The organism is Pinisolibacter sp. DMC100, assembly GCF_056313705.1.
In genome coordinates this window covers 532,204-548,346 of sequence record NZ_JBQUZT010000001.1, presented here as the reverse complement: position 1 = coordinate 548,346, position 16,143 = coordinate 532,204, and the positions used below count along the sequence as shown (strand labels likewise).

At 72.7% G+C, this 16,143-nt stretch carries 18 protein-coding genes; 12 read left to right on the top strand and 6 right to left on the bottom strand.

Annotation, left to right across the window (positions count from 1 at the left end; genetic code table 11):
• Positions 1-66 precede the first annotated feature (66 nt).
• The 4 genes from ACT541_RS02610 to ACT541_RS02595 all read left to right on the top strand — a co-directional run bounded on the left by ACT541_RS02610 (position 67) and on the right by ACT541_RS02595 (position 3,411).
• A complete protein-coding gene (locus ACT541_RS02610; RefSeq protein ID WP_476134042.1) occupies positions 67-624 on the top strand; it encodes a sigma-70 family RNA polymerase sigma factor in 558 nt (185 codons plus the stop codon).
• Positions 621-1,307, top strand: coding sequence for an anti-sigma factor (locus ACT541_RS02605; RefSeq protein ID WP_476134041.1), 687 nt, complete (start codon positions 621-623; stop codon positions 1,305-1,307). Before ACT541_RS02610 ends, ACT541_RS02605 begins: the two co-directional genes overlap by 4 nt.
• A gap of 35 nt (positions 1,308-1,342) precedes the next feature.
• Positions 1,343-2,908 (top strand): S8 family serine peptidase, encoded by a 1,566-nt coding sequence (locus ACT541_RS02600; RefSeq protein ID WP_476134039.1) that lies wholly within the window; start codon positions 1,343-1,345, stop codon positions 2,906-2,908.
• A 203-nt stretch (positions 2,909-3,111) separates the two neighbouring features.
• Positions 3,112-3,411: a hypothetical protein gene (locus ACT541_RS02595; protein ID WP_476134037.1), complete on the top strand. Its 300-nt coding sequence runs from the start codon at positions 3,112-3,114 to the stop codon at positions 3,409-3,411.
• Positions 3,412-3,492: 81 nt separating this feature from the next.
• On the opposite strand, the gene ACT541_RS02590 is transcribed toward ACT541_RS02595, so the two are convergent.
• Positions 3,493-3,810 (bottom strand): hypothetical protein, encoded by a 318-nt coding sequence (locus ACT541_RS02590; protein ID WP_476134036.1) that lies wholly within the window; start codon positions 3,808-3,810, stop codon positions 3,493-3,495.
• A 37-nt stretch (positions 3,811-3,847) separates the two neighbouring features.
• On the opposite strand from ACT541_RS02590, the gene ACT541_RS02585 reads away from it, so the two are divergent.
• Entirely contained in the window at positions 3,848-4,216 is a 369-nt protein-coding gene (locus ACT541_RS02585) for a hypothetical protein (protein ID WP_476134035.1), read from the top strand.
• Here ACT541_RS02585 and ACT541_RS02580 read toward each other — a convergent pair.
• Both ACT541_RS02580 and ACT541_RS02575 read right to left on the bottom strand, forming a co-directional pair.
• The gene (locus ACT541_RS02580; protein ID WP_476134034.1) at positions 4,139-5,155 is read right to left on the bottom strand and encodes a hypothetical protein; all 1,017 of its coding nucleotides are present in this window, start codon (positions 5,153-5,155) and stop codon (positions 4,139-4,141) included. The two genes, ACT541_RS02585 and ACT541_RS02580, sit on opposite strands and share 78 nt — an antisense overlap.
• Positions 5,155-5,862 carry a lysophospholipid acyltransferase family protein gene (locus ACT541_RS02575; RefSeq protein ID WP_476134033.1) on the bottom strand — a complete coding sequence of 236 codons (708 nt, stop codon included), beginning with the start codon at positions 5,860-5,862 and terminating at the stop codon, positions 5,155-5,157. Before ACT541_RS02575 ends, ACT541_RS02580 begins: the two co-directional genes overlap by 1 nt.
• A 143-nt stretch (positions 5,863-6,005) precedes the next feature.
• Between ACT541_RS02575 and ACT541_RS02570 the strand changes: the two genes are divergently transcribed.
• The gene (locus ACT541_RS02570) at positions 6,006-6,287 is read left to right on the top strand and encodes an acyl carrier protein (protein WP_476134032.1); all 282 of its coding nucleotides are present in this window, start codon (positions 6,006-6,008) and stop codon (positions 6,285-6,287) included.
• Positions 6,284-7,498 (top strand): beta-ketoacyl-[acyl-carrier-protein] synthase family protein, encoded by a 1,215-nt coding sequence (locus ACT541_RS02565; protein WP_476134031.1) that lies wholly within the window; start codon positions 6,284-6,286, stop codon positions 7,496-7,498. The genes ACT541_RS02570 and ACT541_RS02565 overlap by 4 nt, the downstream gene beginning before the upstream one ends.
• A 13-nt stretch (positions 7,499-7,511) precedes the next feature.
• On the opposite strand, the gene ACT541_RS02560 is transcribed toward ACT541_RS02565, so the two are convergent.
• Positions 7,512-9,167: an ATP-binding cassette domain-containing protein gene (locus ACT541_RS02560; RefSeq protein ID WP_476134030.1), complete on the bottom strand. Its 1,656-nt coding sequence runs from the start codon at positions 9,165-9,167 to the stop codon at positions 7,512-7,514.
• Positions 9,168-9,254: 87 nt separating this feature from the next.
• A complete protein-coding gene (locus tag ACT541_RS02555) occupies positions 9,255-9,914 on the bottom strand; it encodes a DUF4833 domain-containing protein (protein ID WP_476136010.1) in 660 nt (219 codons plus the stop codon).
• A gap of 352 nt (positions 9,915-10,266) precedes the next feature.
• Here ACT541_RS02555 and ACT541_RS02550 point away from each other — a divergent pair, with 352 nt between their 5' ends.
• From ACT541_RS02550 to ACT541_RS02540, 3 genes are read left to right on the top strand one after another with little or no spacing between them, the layout of a single operon-like run.
• A complete protein-coding gene (locus ACT541_RS02550) occupies positions 10,267-11,370 on the top strand; it encodes an inositol-3-phosphate synthase (RefSeq protein WP_476134028.1) in 1,104 nt (367 codons plus the stop codon).
• Positions 11,367-12,197: an SDR family oxidoreductase gene (locus ACT541_RS02545; protein WP_476134026.1), complete on the top strand. Its 831-nt coding sequence runs from the start codon at positions 11,367-11,369 to the stop codon at positions 12,195-12,197. The genes ACT541_RS02550 and ACT541_RS02545 overlap by 4 nt, the downstream gene beginning before the upstream one ends.
• Positions 12,194-13,075 (top strand): phosphatidate cytidylyltransferase, encoded by an 882-nt coding sequence (locus ACT541_RS02540; RefSeq protein ID WP_476134024.1) that lies wholly within the window; start codon positions 12,194-12,196, stop codon positions 13,073-13,075. The genes ACT541_RS02545 and ACT541_RS02540 overlap by 4 nt, the downstream gene beginning before the upstream one ends.
• 3 nt (positions 13,076-13,078) lie before the next feature.
• On the opposite strand, the gene ACT541_RS02535 is transcribed toward ACT541_RS02540, so the two are convergent.
• The gene (locus ACT541_RS02535; RefSeq protein WP_476134023.1) at positions 13,079-13,582 is read right to left on the bottom strand and encodes a phosphatidylglycerophosphatase A family protein; all 504 of its coding nucleotides are present in this window, start codon (positions 13,580-13,582) and stop codon (positions 13,079-13,081) included.
• 108 nt (positions 13,583-13,690) lie between these two features.
• Here ACT541_RS02535 and ACT541_RS02530 point away from each other — a divergent pair, with 108 nt between their 5' ends.
• Positions 13,691-14,833: an LptF/LptG family permease gene (locus ACT541_RS02530; protein ID WP_476134022.1), complete on the top strand. Its 1,143-nt coding sequence runs from the start codon at positions 13,691-13,693 to the stop codon at positions 14,831-14,833.
• On the top strand, positions 14,830-16,014 hold the full coding sequence (locus ACT541_RS02525) for an LptF/LptG family permease (RefSeq protein WP_476134020.1): 1,185 nt from the start codon (positions 14,830-14,832) through the stop codon (positions 16,012-16,014). The genes ACT541_RS02530 and ACT541_RS02525 overlap by 4 nt, the downstream gene beginning before the upstream one ends.
• The last annotated feature ends 129 nt before the right edge of the window (positions 16,015-16,143 follow it).

The following is a 16,143-nucleotide window of genomic DNA, read 5'->3' as shown; positions in this document are numbered from 1 at the left end:
AAAGAAGTTTGAACCGAACGGCGAGCCGGCGCGACCCATGGTCGAACGGCCCGTGTTGGACCGGACATGACGACGAGCGACGAGGACCTCCTGCGAAGGATCGCCGCGGGCGACCAACTGGCGATGCGCGTGCTGTTCTCGCGCCATCAGACGGTCGTCTTCCGTTTCGTGCTGCGGCTCGTCCGCGACGAGACGGTGGCGGAAGACGCGGTATCGGAGACCTTTCTCGACGTCTGGCGTCAGGCCGGCGCCTTCGAGGGACGCTCCCGGGTCTCGACCTGGCTCCTGTCGATCGCCCGCTTCAAGGCGCTCTCCGGTCTCCGGCGTCGCCGCGAGGCGGGGCTCGACGAGGAGAAGGCGGCCGAGATCGAGGACGAGGCCGACACGCCCGAGGTCGTCTCGCAGAAGCGGGACAAGGGCGCCGCCATCCGCCTCTGCATGGAGCGGCTGTCGAGCGAACACCGCGAGGTCCTCGACCTCGTCTACTACCACGAGGCCTCCGTCGAGGAGGTCGCGAAGATCGTCGGGATCCCGGAAGGCACGGTGAAGACCCGTCTCTTCCACGCCCGCAAGAAACTCGCCGAGCTGCTCGCCGCGGCCGGCATCGATCGAGGTTGGCCATGACCCAGACGGCTCACGACAAGGGACGCGGCGAGATCGAGGATCTCCTGCCCTGGTACGCCAACGGACGGCTCTCGGCCGCCGATCGCGGCCGCGTCGAGGCCGCGCTGGCGGCGGACGGCGAACTCGCCCGCCGGCTCGACCTCGTCCGCGAGGAGATGGCCGAGGCGATCGCCCTCAACGAGGCGATCCGGCCGCGTTCGACCGCCGCCTTCGACAAGTTGATGACGGCGATCGCCGCCGAGCCGCGTCCGGCGCTGCCGCTGGCGGCGGTGAAGTCGGGCCTCGTCGAACGGATCGGCACACGGCTCGCCGACCTCCTCGCCGGGCTGGCGCCGCGCCGGCTCGCCTTCGCGGCGGCCGCGGTCGTCGCCGTCCTCGCCGTTCAGTCGGCGGTGGTCGGCGGCCTCCTCGGCAGCCGTTCCGGCGGTGGCTTCGAGACGGCGTCGCGGGGCACGGTCGCGGTGACGGCCAAGGGGCCGACGCTGCTCGTCGCCTTCGCCCCCGAGGCCCGCATCGACGAGATCGGCGCCCTGCTGAAGCGCCACCGCGCGAGCCTCGCCGAGGGGCCGAAGGCCAACGGCTTCTGGCGCCTGTCGCTCGCCGAGGGCGGCGACGCCACCGCGGTCGCCGCTGCGCTGAAGGCGGAAGGCCGCCTCGTCACCTTCGTCCAGGTCGCGCCGTGACGCGCGACCTGCACCCGTCGAGCGGAGATCGAACGATGCGCGATGTCTCGGATCATCCGACGAACCAGCCCCGCGTCCGGCGCCGGCGAGGCATCGCCCTCGCCGGCTTCGTCGCCGTCGCGGCCCTGCTGGCGGCGGCGCCGAGCGCCCTCGGCCAGTCCACCGGACCGTCGAACACGGGGCCCTCCAGCAATGCCGGCAGCCGCTCGGCCGACGGGGGGCAACTGCCCAACGGCGCGGTCATCCTCCACGGCCTGCCGCACAACGAGCGCTGGGAAGAGGACTACATCCAGCGCCGGGCGCGGCGGGTGATCGTCATCGAAGACGACGAGGACGATCTGCCGATCGTCCATCGCCGCGCCGGCCCGGTCGAGCGGGTGGAGACGCCGCGCCGGACGACGACGCGCGGGCCGATCGTCACCCTGCCGCCGGCGGGCGAGACGCGCTACGTGCCGGGCGAGGTGCTGATCGAGGCGAAGAGCACGGTCGACGTCGCCCGTCTCGCGGCGCGGCGCGGCCTGCGCCTCGTCGAGAGCCGGCCGATCCGGCTGACCGGCACGGTGCTCCACCGCCTCGCCGCCCTCGACGGCCGCGGCACGCGCGAGAGCCTGGAACGGCTGAAGAGCGAGGGCACCATCGCCTCGGCCCAGCCGAACTGGATCTACACGCTGCAACAGACGCCCGCCGCGCCGGGCGAAGCGGTCGCGACCGCGCCGGCACCGACCGCGACGCTCGCCACCGCGGCGACCGGCGAGGCCTCGACGGCACCGCTGCCCGGCCAATATGCCGCCGCCAAGCTGCAGCTCGACGCCGCCCATGTCCGGTCGCTGGGGCGCGGCGTGCTGGTGGCGGTGATCGACACCGGCGCCGACGCCGGCCATCCCGAACTCGCGGGGGCGATCGAGGGGAGCTTCGACGCGCTTCCCGGCGTCGATCCGACGCCGGGCGCCCACGGCACCGCCATGGCCGGGGCGATCGCCGCCCGCGTGCGGCTGTCGAGCGCGGCGCCGGCGGCGCGGCTCTTGACGGCACGGGCCTTCGGACCGCCGGGCGCACGCGGCGTCGCCGAGGGCGTCACCTTCAACGTCGTCACCTGCCTCGACTGGTCGGTCGAGCAGAAGGCGCGCGTCCTGTCGATGAGTTTCGCCGGGCCGGCCGACACGTTCCTCGCGCGGATGATCCAGCTCGCCCGCTCGCGCGGCGTGGTGGCGGTGGCAGCCTCCGGCAATGCCGGGCCGCAGTCGGCACCGCTCCACCCGGCGGCGACGGCGGGCGTGGTGGCGGTGACGGCCTCGGACGCCGACGACCGCATCCTGCCGCAGGCCGTCCGGGGCAACCATGTCGCCGTCACGGCGCCGGGCGTCGACGTGCTCGTTCCCGCCCCGCGCGGCGGCTACGACCTGACGACCGGCACCTCGGTGGCCGCCGCCGAGGTCTCGGGCGTCGTCGCGCTGCTGCTCGAGGCGCGGCCCGACCTCGCCCCCGACGCGGTCGGCCGCATCCTGACGGAGACGGCGATCGATCTCGGCGCGCCGGGACGCGATCCGGTCTTCGGCGCCGGTCTGGTCGACGCCGCCGCCGCGGTCGCCCGCGCCCGCTGACGCATTTCTCGCGCGAGCCCACACGATCCGCCCGCCGCCCTCGCGGCGGGCGTCGTCGTTCCACGGCGGATTTCCGCCGTTTCTCGGCCGTCGCGCGAAAAGACGAAAAAATCGACGGCGGGCGTGAACCCGATCTCCTCCCGGTGCGACCCATGGACAAGAAGGCCATGACGGTGCCTTCCCCGGACCCCGAGGAGAGAGCCATGTTCCAGTCGAAGAAGATCCTGACCGCCGCCCTCGTCGCCACCACGATCGCCGTCGCCGGCGTCGCCTCGGTCGGCACCGCCCAGGCGTTCCCGCCGCCCCACCCGCATCACCACCATCACGGCGGCCCGGCCTGGGGCTGGGGTGTCGGTGGTCTCGCCACGGGTCTGGTGATCGGCTCCACGCTCGCCCAGCGCCCCGTCGCCTACGAGGAACCCGTCCGCCGCTGCATGATCGTCGAGCGCGTCAACCGCTGGGGCGACGTGGTCGGAACCCGCCGGGTCTGCCGCTACGAGTGACCCGATCCTCACCCCCTGCTCGCGATGGCGAGGTCCGCTCCCCCCGGCGGACCTCGTCGTCGTTCGTGCAGGTCCTGCCGGTCAGTCGAGCTTCAGCACTTCCGGCTCGACCGGCGGTTCGACCGCACCGCCGGGGATCGGGCGACGGCGGGCGGGGATCGCCACGACGTATTTCGCACCGTCGGAACAGACGACGAGATTGGGCGTCAGGCCCTTGGCGCGCAGCTCGGGATAGCCGTCGACCGGATCGCTCGCCGTCACCTTCGGGCAGGTCCAGCCCTTGGCGACGACCAGTTCGCCGTGGCGGGCGAGGACGAATTCGCGCGGCGGCACGACGTCGGCCATGGCAGACCCCGCGGTCGCGGCGAGGACGAGAAGGGTCGGGACGATCGTGCGCATGGAAGCCTCCGCATCGGGTGTCGTGGTACCCTAGGTCATGGACCTCGGCCTCGCAAACCTCACCGCCGCTCAGGGCGGCGCGCTCCTCGCCTCGATCACGATCGAAGCCCTCGTCGCCGGCCTCGCCGCGCGGGCGACCGGCTGGGCGGCGCCGGGGCGGGCGGCGCTGGTCGCCGTGGTCGCGACGCTCCTCACCCATCCCTTCGCCTGGAATGCCGTCCTCGCCTTCGCCGAACCCGAGACCTGGGGCACGGTGGTTCTCATCGTCGAAGCCGGGGTCGTCGTGGTCGAGGGCGTGGCGCAGGCGATCGGATCGCGTGTGGGCCTCTCACGCGGTCTCGCCCTGTCGGCGCTCGCCAACGGCGCTTCGGCCGGCTTCGGCCTCCTCGTCGACGCCTTCCGCTGAGACGGCGCCGAGCATCAGCATCATCACCGGGATCTCCAGCCAGGCATGGATCAGCGCCGCCAGCCCGTAGAGGCGGCGGGCATCGGGGAAGTCGAGGCGGAAGAGGACGAGCAGGACGAGACCGCACGCCGCGAGCACGGCGGCGAAGACCGCCGGCCGCGGCCAGGGGACGCGGCCGCGGGCTCCGGTCGGCAGCATGCGGGGCAGCAGGTGGATCACCGCGCCGTAGTGCATGGTCTGGGCGAAGACCGCGGCGGCGAAGAGGTCGACCGCACGAGATCCGCCGGCCAGCGCGGGAGCGACGTAGACGCCGAGATGGCTCTCGATGCCGCCGGCCCCGAGCGGCGACAGGTCCGGCAGCCACAGGCCGAGCCGATCGGCGAGATCGGCGGGGAGCCCCGTGACGATCAGCGCCGGAACGAGCACGAAGGGCACCGACCAGAGCGCGAGGCGGCGCATGCGGTCGCGCGCCGGCGTCACGTCGAGGACGAGCGCCAGCGGCGTTCCGTTGTGGGCGACGGCGAAGACGAGCAGCGTCGTCGCCGGGGCGAGGACGGCACCGGCGACGAGCGCGAGGCCGATCGCCGCCACCGCCACGCGGCGACGGCGCAGCAGGCCGAGGCAGGCGAAGACCAGGCCGGCGCCGCACAGCAACTCGGCACCCGCCGCGACCGGCGGCGCGACGAGGCCGGCCCAGCCGGCGATCCGGGCGGCGAGCGCGCCGGCGAGGAGAGCCGCCAGCGCCGGGCCGATCCGGGCGAGGCGGCCGGAGAAGCGCAGGTCGACGAAACGCAGCTCGGCGAGGACGTGCGGCAGGCCGAAGGCGGCGAGCGTCACGGTGTAGACGGCGACCGGGGCGGCGACCGAGGCGGCGAAGCTCGCGGCGATCGTCGCGACGATCGCGAGACGGCCGAGCGGCGAGAGGGTTTCCGCGCGCATCACCCCTCCCCTCGGCCGCTCGCGCCGAGGCGGGTCGCGAGCACCGCGACGAAGGCGCGGCGATCGAGACCCGCCGGGATCGGCGCGCCGATCACCACGCGGATGGTGCCGGGAAACTTCAGCCAGGTGTCGGGCGGCCAGCAGCGGCCCGAATCGAGCGTGATCGGCACGCAGGGCACGCCGAGGAGTTCGTAGAGCGCGCCGACGCCGGGCTGGATGCGGTCGCGGCCTTGCGCCTGGCGGGTGCCGGAGGGAAAGATCAGCAGGCTGCGGCCGGCGGCGACGGTGCGTCGGGCCTCTTCGAAGGCGGTCTTGAGGGCGGCGATGTCGCCGCCGCGGTCGATCGCGATGTGGCCGGCGCGCCGGGCGACGAGGCCGCCGAGCGGCCAGGAGAAGATCTCGCTCTTGGCGAAGGCGGCGGGGTCGTCGAGCAGCAGCGGCAGGAACAGCGTCTCCCAGGCCGACTCGTGGCGCGATGCGACGAGACAGGCGCCCCTCGGCAGATGCTCCGCCCCTTCGACCCGCCAGTCGATGCCGGCGATCGTCCGCAGGAGCCATCCGAAGAGGCGGAAGAAGGCGGCGAGGATGGGGCGCGACGGCCGTCGGTCCGGGATCAGCAGCAGCGGCGCGAAGGGCAGGAAGACGATCACCGCGCCGACCGCGGCGACGTGGAAGAGAACCGAGCGGACGACGACGGCGGGTCCCATTTCCGCTTCCTTTCACGGGCATCGCCGGCCCGCCGATCGCGGCGCGCGTACGATCCCTGATCGACGACCTGTGTCCTTTGCAGAGCCGATCGCTTGGCTTAAGACAGATTCGACGGATCTGGAACTGCCTGCAGGGTGTTGTCATGGCCGAAACCGCCGAACGGAACGAAGATCTACGGCGTCGCCTGCTCGCCATCGTCGCGGAAGAGGGCATGGTCGGCGATCGTGTCATCGACGACGACCAGCGCCTCGACGATCTCGGCATCGCCTCGGCCGACTTCGTCATGATCCTCATGGCGATCGAAGAGAAGTTCGGCGTCTACGTGCCGGTCGACGAGAAGCTGACCGAGGCGAAGACGGTGGGCGAGCTCATCGACGTCGTCACCACCCACATCGAAGAGCATCGTCGGCAGGAGGCGTCGTGAAGCCCGTCGCGATCACCGGTCTCGGGGCCGTCTCGGCCTGCGGCATCGGCGTCGAGCCCCTGTGGACCGCCACCCGCGACGGCCGGAGCGCCGTGGTCGACGTCGCCTTCCCGCGCATCCACCGCCAGCAGGTCAAGCGCGCCGCCCGCATCGCCGAGGCCGACTTCGCCGCGCTCGCCACCGACGCCAAGCCGCGTTTCCAGGACCGCACCGCCATCCTGGCGCTGGCGGCGGCGCGCGAGGCGATCGCGCAGGCCGGCCTCGGGGCTGGCGACTTCGGCGCCCGCTGCGGCGTGGTGGTGGGCTCGGGCTTCGGCGGCGCCGAGACGCTCGAGCGCAACTACGTCCGTTTCGTCGAGGCGCCGGCCGAGCGCTCCGACCCGATGGCGATCCCCAAGATCATGACGAGTTCGCCGGCCTCGTGGATCGGCATGGAATGGAAGGCGACCGGGCCGACCTTCTGCATCTCCACCGCCTGCGCCTCGGCGACCCAGTCGATCGCGCTCGCCGCCGACCTGATCCGCGCCGGCGTGGTCGATCGCTGCATCGCCGGCGGGGCGGAATCGCTGCTGGTCGACGGCGTCTTCGCCTCCTGGGAGGCGATGCACGTCATGACGACGGGCGTCTGCCGCCCGTTCTCGCGCGAACGCACCGGCATGGTGCTGGGAGAAGGCGCCGGCATCGTCGTGCTGGAGGCACCCGAGGCGGCGCGGGCGCGCGGCGCGACCGTGCTCGCCGAACTGGTCGGTCAGGCCAACACCTCGGACGCCGCCGATCTGCTGCGCCCCGATCCCGCCGGCGCCACCGCCTGCGTGCGCGGCGCCGTCGCCTCCAGCGGGCTCGATCCGGCGCGGATCGGCTATTGCAACGCCCACGGCACCGGCACGATCGCCAACGACGTCACCGAGGCCCAGGCGCTGCGCGAGGTGTTCGGTCCGGCCTTCGACGGGCTCCTCGTCTCCTCGACCAAGCCGATCCACGGCCATGCGCTGGGTGCCGGCGGAGCGCTCGAGCTGATCGTCACCGTCGAGGCGCTTCGGGCGCAGATCGCGCCGCCGACGATCGACTTCCTCGGCGTCGATCCCAAGATCGGCTTCGAACCGGTGCCGCACGTCGCCCGGGCCTTCTCGGCAGACGCGGCGATGTCGAATTCCTTCGCCTTCGGCGGCATCAACGCCGCGCTGGTGGTGGCGCTGCCCGGCCGGGCGTGACCGACGATCGCTCTCAGTGCGCCGCGGCCTCGACGTCCGGCCGCCCGTGTTCCTCGACGGCGACGATGCGGCCGTCGGCGAAGCGCACCAGCCGATCGCACCACGGCACCCAGGCGAGATCGTGGGTGGTGACGACCACCGTCTTGCCGCGCGCCTTCAGCTCCGGCAGCAGCTCGCGAAAGAAGAACTCGCGCTTGCCGGGGTCCTGATCGGCGACGAACTCGTCGAGCACGACGATGTCGCGGTTCTCCAGCATCACCACCGCCAACGCCAGCCGCCGCCGCTGGCCCGACGACAGTTCGAGCCGGGTGAAGGCGCCGTCGTCGTAGTCGGTGACGCCGTCGAGACCGAGGCGGCGCAGGATCTCGCGGGTGTGCTCGGGATCGACGTGGGAGAGGCCGAACAGACGATAGAACAGGTGGAAGACGGTGAAGATCGCGGAGAAGCGGTCGCGATGGGCGGCGCGGTCGGCCTCCTCCACCGGCACGCCGTCGACCAGAATGCGGCCGCCGTCGATGTCGATCAGGCCGGTCAGGACGTTGAGGAAGGTGGTCTTGCCCGAACCGTTGTCGCCGACCACCAGGACGATCTCGCCGCGCCTCAGCTCGAAGTCGATCGGGCCGAGGGCGAAGCCCGTCTCGCCGTCGGCGCCCCAGCGGGCGGTGACGCCCTCGAGCGTCAACGTCTTGAAAGGAAGCGGCATCGGCCGGTCCTCGGGAACCGGGGCGGCGCAGGCGCGCAGCTCGGCGTCGAGATCGTCGATGCGGCGGAAGGAGACCATCGCCCGAAGCAGGCCGGGGATCTGGCTGACCACCGCCTCGAAGGGGCCGAGCGAGAACAGGATCACCGTCAACAGGCGGAAGACCACCGTGCCGTCGCCCTCGCCGAGCCAGGGCACGAGGAAGACGACACCGCCGACCAGCACGAACTTCAGCGACTGCACCACCACTTCGCCGGCGGCATAGCGCCGCTCCATGCGGATGGTGGTGTCGCGCGCCGCACCGACGGTGTCCTCGACCTCGCCGGCGAGATCGGCACGGCGGGGGCGATGGAGCTTCAGTTCGCGGAAGCCGGCGATGACGTCGTTGACGCGCTCGAAATAGCGGATCTCGAGGGCGCGGATGTCGCGCGCCAGCCCCGAGATCGCCCGGCGCTGGAGGTAGTAGCCGAGGATGCCGCCGGCCATCACCACGACGGTGAAGACGGCGACCGGCACCGACATCAGGAAGATCTGCGGCAGCGCCACGGCGAGGAAGACCACCGCGGGGAGGAACTCGAGCAGGGTGCGGCTGATCTGGGTGACCACCTGAACGTCGGTGGTCATGATGTGGTAGAGGCTGCCGTGCTCGCGGCTCTGGACGAAGAGCGGCGGCGTCTCGAGCAGGTGGCGGGTGAGCCTCAGGCGCAGCGCCGCGGCCATGCGCGCCACCATGGTCTGCGCCATCACCGGGTAGACGAGGTGGAGCACCGCATAGGCGGCGAGCGTCACCAGGAAGACCGGCAGCCAGAACGAGAAGAAGTTCGGCTTTCCGACGTCGGAAGCGGCGGCGTTGGTGACGATCAGCAGCGCGTCGCGGGTGAGGCCGGTGACGACGGCGAGGCCGATCACCGGCAAGGGCATGCCCTTCGGTGCGTTCCTCCACAGGAAGGAGAACATCTTCCCCAGCATCGCCACCTCGCGGCCTGCCCCCGCGCGATCCCGCGCCCGCACTGCTTATCGCCTCGGGCGTGCCGAGGCGAGCCCTACGCCCGTCGATCAGCCGAAGACCAGACGTTCGCGATAGAAGCCCTTCTCGCCCTCGGTCACGGCATAGACGTCGACGTGGCGGAGGGTCGGAATGAAGTGTCCGCGTTCGGCTTCGACCCAGACGTAGACCGGCCGGCGCGGCTTGCCGTCGATCTCGACGAGGATGCGCGGCTTGCCGTCGGGACCGAGGTCGAGGCGGCCCTTGCGCGACGACAGCGCGGCGACGTGGACGCTCCACACCCCCGCCGTCTCGGGCGTCGCCACGAGGCCGAAGGCGAACCGGCGTTCGAAGAAACTGAGCTCGCGGCGATGGCCGGCGGTGGCGAAGCGGCGCCAGAAGGTCTCGACCGGCTCGTCCGGGTCGAGCCGGCCGTCGGCGAGACGCCGGGCGGCATAGACGATGGCGTTGGCGTCGATCGCGTGCTGGACGAAGAACAGCATCCCCGCGTCGGTCGGAACCGCCTGCGGCCGGCCGATCGGCAGGGTGGGAAACCGCGCGAACTCGGAGCGGATGTCGGGCAGGAAGATCGACTGCGCCGCCACGGCGCGCGGCATCGCGACGGTGGCCAGCGCCGCCGATCCGAGCCCGAGAAGATCGCGCCGGCTCGGATCGCCGCGACGCGCGGCGCGCTTCGATCCGGCGGCCGGTCGATCCGACGAGAAACCCATGGCGTCCACGTTTCCTCTCGCTCGTCCTCGAGGGCGGTCACTGTCGGACCGAACCGCGGCGGACTCAAGTCCGGACGAGGCCGCAGGGCAACTTCGACGGCAAATCGACCTCTAGGCCCATTTCCCGACTTCTTTCGCGCCCGACGGGTGGTTAGCATGCCCCCCTCTCGCGGGCCCGCCGGTGCCGCGACCCGTTTCGGGCCGAGACGCGGGCGACGCGGGTGCCGCGCGGGACGAGACGCGGCGGAGTGAGGCGGCGCGCGAGGGCCGTGCCGGAGCGACGAAGAAGACGCCGGTCGACCGGTTCCGCCCCGACGGGCGAACGGGCCGACGAACGATGCCGAGGCCAAACATGTCACGGAAGATCCGCACTGCGATCGTCGGTCTGGGAAACTGCGCCAGCTCGCTCGTTCAGGGCGTCGCCTATTGCCGAGCGCTCGGCGACGAGGCGATCGGGGTGCCCTTCCCCGTCCTCGCCGGCCGCAGGCCCGGCGACGTCGAGATCGTCGCCGCCTTCGACGTCGATGCGCGCAAGGTCGGCCGCGACCTTTCCGAGGCGATCTTCCAGGAACCGAACTGCACCAAGATCTTCCATCGCGACGTGCCGGCGGCGGGCTTCACCGTCCAGCGCGGCCCCGATCTCGACGGCGTCTCCGCCTTCATGCGCAACCAGATGCCGTCGCGCAGCTTCGTGCTGTCGGACGCCCCGGCGCTCGACAGGGCGACGATCGTCGCCACCCTGCGCGAGCGCGGCGTCGACGTGCTGATCAACTTCCTGCCGGTCGGCTCGCAGGCGGCGGTCGAGTTCTGGGCGACCTGCGCCATCGAGGCGGGCTGCGCCATGGTCAACGGCATCCCGGTGCTGATCGCCTCTGACCCGAAGTGGTCGGCGAAGTTCCGCGCCGCCGGCCTGCCGGTGCTCGGCGACGACTTCAAGGCGCAGATGGGCGCCACCATCGTCCACCGCACGCTGTCGCATCTCTTCGACATGCGCGGCGTCAAGATGGACCGGACCTATCAGCTGAACGTCGGCGGCAACACCGACTTCCTCAACATGATGGATCACGACCGGCTGCAGACCAAGCGCCTGTCGAAGACCGAGGCGGTGCAGACCGCCATGCACGAGCGGCTCGACGACCAGCAGATCCGCATCGGCCCGTCCGACTACGTGCCGTGGCTGAACGACAACAAGATCGCCTATGTCCGGCTCGAGGGGCGCCTCTTCGGCGGCGTGCCGATGGAGATCGAGGCGCGCGTCTCGGTCGAGGATTCGCCCAATGCCGCGGCCATGGCGCTGATCGCCATCCGTCTCGCCGACATCGCCCGCGAACGCGGTCTTTCCGGCGACGTCGGCACCATCGCCTCGTTCCTGTTCAAGCATCCGCCGGTGCAGGTCGACGACGAGATCGGGCTCGCCAACATGCTCGACTTCGCCGACGGGCAGGACGGCGCTTGAGCGGCGGCGGCGAAACGACGCGGCGCGGGCCGGCGGTGATCACCGGCGGCTCGAGCGGCATCGGCCTCGCGGTCGCGCTCCGCCTCGCCCGCCGCGGTCATCCCGTGGCACTCGTTGCCCGTCGCGAGGGCCTGCTCGACGACGCCGCCGCGACCATCCGCACCGCCGTTCCGGACGCCATCGTCACCACCCACCCGCTCGACGTCGCCGACGACGCCGCGCTCGCCGCTGCGGTCGAGGACATCGCCGCCGAACACGGGCCGATCGCCTGGCTCGTCGCCGCCGCCGGCATCGTCGAGCCGGGGCTCTTCGTCGATCTGCCGCTCGAGGCCCATCGCCGGCAGATGGAGACCAACCATTTCGGCACGCTCGCCGCCGTCCGGGCGGTGCTGCCGTCGATGCGGGCGGCGGGGGACGGGCGGATCGTCCTCGTCTCCTCCGGCGCCGGGCTCTTCGGCATCTGGGGCTATTCGGCCTATGCGCCGTCGAAATTCGCCGTCCGCGGCCTCGCCGAGGTGCTGCGGCTGGAGCTCGGCGCGATCGGAATCTCCGTCACCCTCGCCCTGCCGCCCGACACCGACACGCCGCAGCTCGCCGCCGAGCGGGCGACGCGGCCGGCGGCGACCGAGGCGATCACGGCGGGCGGCGGCGTCCGTTCCGCCGACGACGTCGCCACGGCGATCCTCGCCGGCGCCGATCGCGGCCGTTTCCTGGTCGCGCCGGGGGCGACGCTCGGGCTGCTCGCCCGCTTCCATTCGCCGATCGCGCCCGTCCTGCGACTGTGGCAGCGCCTCGTCGTGCGCGCCGTCGAAAGGCGGCGGCGATGACGGGCACGCATCACCTGGCGCTGGTGGTCGTCGCCTTTCTCGTCTTCGCGCTCGTCGTGCTGGCGGCGCTGTCGCTGTTGCCCGCGACGGCGCGCGCCGCGCGCGGGCTGTGGCCGGTGATGATCTCGGAGATCGTCATCGTCGCCGTCGCGCTCCTCCTCGTGGTGCCGGGCGGCGTGTCGACCGGTCTCGGCGTCGCCGTTCTCGCGGCGCGTTGCGGCTTCGAGGCGGCGACGGTCACCGTCGCGGGCGACGACGCGCGGCCGCGGGCGCTCGCCTTCGGCGCGGCGCTGGCCGTCGCGGCCGGCCTCGCCGGTTTCGCCGGTTTCGGCGGTGCGGTCGCGGGGGTCGCGCTGGCGATCGGCGCCGGCGTCGCGACGGGACGGCTCGGGCGACCGGCGGGCCTCCGCGACGGGATCTTGCTCGCCCTCTTCCCCGCCCTGCCGCTGGTGCTCTTCGCCGCTGCGGCGACGGGGCCGGACGGCGGAGCGCGGCTGCTCCTCGCCTTCCTGCTGGTCGAGACCATGGACAGCGCCGCCGTGCTCGGCGGCCGGCTCTTCGGGCGACACCCGGCCTTTCCGCGGCTCAGCCCGCGCAAGACGGTCGAGGGGCTCGCGGCCGGGGCGATCGGCGTGGCGATCGCGGCGCTGGTGCTCGGCGTCGGCGTGCTGGGCTGGCCGGCGACGCGGATCGTCGCGGTGGCACTCGCGGTGGCGGCGGCGACGGTGGCGGGCGATCTCGTCGCCTCCTGGGTCAAGCGGCGCGCCGGGGTGAAGGACTATCCGGCGATCCACCCGGTGCAGGGCGGCGTGCTCGACGTGGTCGATGCCTGGATCGTCGCGACGCCGGTGCTGGCGCTGGTCTCGCGCCTCGTGTGAGCCTCAGAGCGCGCCGAGGAGGCGGGCCGCGAGGTCGACCACCGCGATCGAGGCGATCGCCGCGGCGAGGTCGTCGGCCATCACGCCGAGGCCGCCGCGCAAGCCGTCCTGCACGGCGCGGATCGGCTGCGGCTTGACGATGTCGAAGAAGCGGAAGGCGACGAAGCCGACGAGCCACCACAGCGGCGTCGCCGGGATCGCGACGCAGACCAGCGCCATCGCCCAGGTCTCGTCGAAGACGATGCAGCCGGGATCCTCGACCCCGAGGGCGCGGCCCGTGATGTCCGCCGCGCGCACGCCGACGACGAAGCTCGCCGCGAAGATCACCGCCAGCACGGGCCACGGCAGGCCGACGAGGACCAGCGCCGGCAGGAGGCCGCCGGCCGCCCCGACCGTGCCAGGCCAGCCGCGGGCGAGCCCGAGGCCGCCCGACAGCGACAGGGCGTGCGCCGGGTGGGACCAGACGAAACGGAGCGTCGGTGCGAAAGCGGGACGACTGTCGGCCATGGGCGCGATCAGATATGATTCGCCGCCCGGACACGAGTCCCGAGAGCCGCCGCCGCGGCATGCGCCGGCCGGGACGAGATGCGAACGGGACGGGGAGGCGGCCGTCGGATGCTGCGGACTTTCGGTCGTCATCTCGTGCGGCGCAGCCTCGGGTCCATCGCCGCCACGCTCGCGCTGGTGATGGTGGTGTTTCTCGCCGAGCGGATGACCGGCTTCGTCGAGATGCTGATCGAGCGCCGCGCGCCGCTCGGCAACCTGCCGTTGGTGCTCGCCCTGACCGCGCCGGAGATCATCGTCACCGCCATGCCGATCGCCGTGCTGATCGGCGCCCATCGCGCGCTGATGGAGGCCCGCGACGGCGGCGAGACCGTGGTCATGGCCGGCGCCGGGGTCGGACCGTTCCGGATGATTTCCAGCCTCTTCGCGCTCGGCGCCGTCGCCGTCTTCGCCGCGATCGTCGCCGCCGGCTTCCTCGACCCGATGGGCCGGGCGGCGCGCGACCGGCTGTTCCTCGAGGCGGCGCACCGCATGGCGATGGATGCGGTCGAGGTCGGCCTGCCGCCCGACCGGATCGAGACGCTGCGCGGCCACACCTTCGTCTCGCCGGCCTGGGGCGCCGCGGGGCGGCGGCCGCTGCTGGTCTTCCCGCCGCGCGAGGGCGACGGCGAACGCGTCGTCGCGGCGGCCAACTACGATCTCCGGCCGATCGAGGGGACGCGCCGCTTCGCGCTGCGCCTCGACGACGTCTCGGTGATGGATCTGCAGTTGCCGCCGGCCGGAACGACGCCGCAGGCCGGATCGATCGGCGGGTCGGGCTATCGGCTCGGCACGGTGACGCGGGAGATCGATCTCGACGAGCCGCTGCGCGATCCCGTCCTCGCCGACCAGCCGCAGTACCGCACGCTGGTCGCGCGCGTGACGGCGACGGGCGGCGGGCGGTCCGACAACGGCCTGCGCGAGGCCGAAATCGTCGCCCGCGCCTGCCTGTCGCTGATCGCGGTGCTGACGGCGGCGATCGCCGCCTCCTTCGCCGACGGGCGGCGGCGCTTCTTCGCGCTGCCTGCGGCGGGCGCGGCGATGGTGGTGTTCGACACCGGGCTGGTGCGCGTCGTCCGCGCCTTCCAGACCGCCTCGGCCGACGACAACCTGATGATCGGCGCGGCGACGGTCGGCACCCTCGCGGTCGTCCTCGCCGTCGTCGTCCTGCTGCGACAGGGGGCGCTGGTGGCGCCGCGGGGAGGGCGATCGTGAGCCTGCGCGACGGTCTCTTCGACGTGCCGGCGCGGCGTCGCTTCCGCCTCGGCCTCGGCCTGCCCGGCATCATCGCACGGCAGGACTTCGTCGGGCTCGTCGTCTTCGTCGCGACGGTGCAGACGATCCTGCTGCTCGTCGCCATCTCGATCGATCTCGCCCGCTACTTCGATCAGGTGGCGGCCAAGGCGCCGGCCGACCTCGCCGGGCGGATCGCGCTCTTCGCCTGGTATCTCGGCCTCCGGATCGTCGACATGGTGACGCGGCTCCTGCCGATCGCCGTCTTCGTCGGCGTGCTCGCCTTCGAACTGTGGTCGATCGTGACGCGGCGGCGGGCGATCCACTGGGTCTCCGGCCGCCATCCGCTGCGCGTCCTGTGGCCGGCCGCCGCCGTCGGCCTCGTCTTCGGCGCGCTGCAGTACCAGCTCCACGTCGACTGGCGACCGCACGCGGTGCTGCGGCAGGCGGCCGATCGGCTCGGCGCCTACGGCGAGCGCTACGTGCGCGACACGATCCGCAAGGATGCCTGGATCATCACCGGCGACCGGCTGGTGCACGCCCATGTCCGCTTCGGGCCGCCGGCGGAACTGATCGACGTCGACCTCTTCCGCCTCGACCGCGACGCCGGGGTGCGCGAGATCCTGCGGGCGGCGCGGGCCGAGCCGACGGGCCTGCGCAATCTCTGGCGTTTCGACCGGGCGACGCGCTGGACGCGCGACCCGGAGCGGCCGTCGGTGATGCGGATCTCGGCCGGTCCCGACCAGGAACTGGTGCCGATCCCGCTCGATCCGCTCGCCGTGACCTATCTCGGCCTGCCGGCGAAATACATTCCCGACGACGACCTGCGCGCCATGGTCGCCTCCGGTTCGACCATGCTGATCGGTCCCGATCATCGCGTCTGGCCCGAGGTGCGGCGCGCCGACGCGCTGCTGCCGCTGGCGATGGCGCTGCTGGCGGCGAGCGTGTCGCTGCTGGCGGGGGCCTCGCGGCCGAGGCTCGGCCTGCTGATCGGCTGCGTCCTGTCGGGCTATGTCGTCCACGTCGCCACCCGCGTCTTCGTCGTCGCCGGCGAGATGGGCAATCTCGATCCGGTCGCCGCCGCCTGGACGCCGGTCTCGGCGACCTTCGCCGCGGTCGTCGTCATCGCCGCGATCGGCGCGCGGCGGGGCTGGCACGCCTGACCGCGACGGAAGGGCGATGGACTTCGGCCGGTGCCTCGTCCACTCTCCCGCCGTCATCGCCGCGATCGGCGCGCGGCGGGGCTGGCACGCCTGACCGCGACGGAAGGGCGATGGACTTCGGCCGGTGCC